This window comes from Geomicrobium sp. JCM 19039, from assembly GCF_000698145.1.
GTDB lineage: Bacteria > Bacillota > Bacilli > Bacillales > Marinococcaceae > Geomicrobium_A.
Map to the genome: position 1 here is coordinate 1 of NZ_BAXB01000051.1, position 2,049 is coordinate 2,049.

The following is a 2,049-nucleotide window of genomic DNA, read 5'->3' on the forward strand; positions in this document are numbered from 1 at the left end:
GACTGGAGGCCCGAACCCACGTAGGTTGAAAGCTGCGGGGATGAGGTGTGGGTAGGGGTGAAATGCCAATCGAACACGGAGATAGCTGGTTCTCCCCGAAATAGCTTTAGGGCTAGCCTCGGAAAGAGAATGCTGGAGGTAGAGCACTGATTGGATGAGGGTCCCTACCGGATTACCGAGTTCAGTCAAACTCCGAATGCCAGTGATTTATATCCGGGAGTCAGACGGCGAGTGCTAAGATCCGTCGTCAAGAGGGAAACAGCCCAGATCACCAGCTAAGGTCCCCAAGTGTGTGTTAAGTGGGAAAGGATGTGGCGTTGCTTAGACAACCAGGATGTTGGCTTAGAAGCAGCCACCATTGAAAGAGTGCGTAATAGCTCACTGGTCGAGTGACGCTGCGCCGAAAATGTACCGGGGCTAAACACACCACCGAAGCTGTGGCAACTCTTTTGAGTTGGGTAGGGGAGCGTTCTGTAGGCAGAGAAGGCAGACCGTGAGGACTGTTGGAGCGTACAGAAGTGAGAATGCCGGTATGAGTAGCGAAAAGAAGGGTGAGAATCCCTTCCGTCGAAAATCTAAGGTTTCCTGAGGAAGGCTCGTCCGCTCAGGGTTAGTCGGGACCTAAGCTGAGGCCGAAAGGCGTAGGCGATGGCAAACTGGTGGAAATTCCAGTACCACCTTGTCTCTGTTTGAACAATGGGGGGACGCAGAAAGGTAGGGAGAGCGTACAATTGGATGTGCGTCGAAGCGAACGAGGCTGTTGGATAGGCAAATCCGTCCAACAAGAAGGCTGAGTCGTGACCGCGAAAGGGCAAAGCGCCCTTGAGTCCCTGATCCTCCGCTGCCGAGAAAAGCCTCTAGTGAGGAGACAGGTGCCCGTACCGCAAACCGACACAGGTAGATGGGATGAGAATTCTAAGACGCGCGGGAGAACTCTCGTTAAGGAACTCGGCAAAATGACCCCGTAACTTCGGGAGAAGGGGTGCTCCTTGGGGTGAATAGCCCTGGGGAGCCGCAGTGAAAAGGCCCAAGCGACTGTTTATCAAAAACACAGGTCTCTGCGAAGTCGTAAGACGAAGTATAGGGGCTGACACCTGCCCGGTGCTGGAAGGTTAAGAGGAGGACTTAGCTTCGGCGAAGGTCCGAATTGAAGCCCCAGTAAACGGCGGCCGTAACTATAACGGTCCTAAGGTAGCGAAATTCCTTGTCGGGTAAGTTCCGACCCGCACGAAAGGTGCAACGACTTGGGCACTGTCTCAACGAGAGACCCGGTGAAATTATAGTACCTGTGAAGATGCAGGTTACCCGCGACAGGACGGAAAGACCCCATGGAGCTTTACTGTAGCTTGATATTGGGTTTGGGCACAGCTTGTACAGGATAGGCAGGAGCCTTGGAAACCGGAGCGCTAGCTTCGGTGGAGGCGCTGGTGGGATACTGCCCTTGCTGTGTTGGAATCCTAACCTCGAACCGTGATCCGGTTCAGGGACAGTGTCTGGTGGGCAGTTTGACTGGGGCGGTCGCCTCCTAAAGAGTAACGGAGGCGCCCAAAGGTTCCCTCAGAATGGTTGGAAATCATTCGAAGAGTGCAAAGGCAGAAGGGAGCTTGACTGCGAGACATACAGGTCGAGCAGGGACGAAAGTCGGGCTTAGTGATCCGGCGGCACCGTATGGAAGGGCCGTCGCTCAACGGATAAAAGCTACCCTGGGGATAACAGGCTAATCTCCCCCAAGAGTCCACATCGACGGAGGTTTGGCACCTCGATGTCGGCTCGTCGCATCCTGGGGCTGAAGTAGGTCCCAAGGGTTGGGCTGTTCGCCCATTAAAGCGGCACGCGAGCTGGGTTCAGAACGTCGTGAGACAGTTCGGTCCCTATCCGTCGTGGGCGTTGGAAATTTGAGAGGAGCTGTCCTTAGTACGAGAGGACCGGGATGGACATACCGCTGGTGTACCAGTTGTTCCGCCAGGAGCATGGCTGGGTAGCTACGTGTGGCAGGGATAAGTGCTGAAAGCATCTAAGCATGAAGCCCCCCTCGAGATGAGATTTCCC

Annotated in this window: 1 rRNA gene; it reads left to right on the forward strand. The window is 54.9% G+C overall.

Annotation, left to right across the window (positions count from 1 at the left end):
* Positions 1 to 2,049: ribosomal RNA gene (locus JCM19039_RS21185) — 23S ribosomal RNA — on the forward strand; the annotation flags it as partial.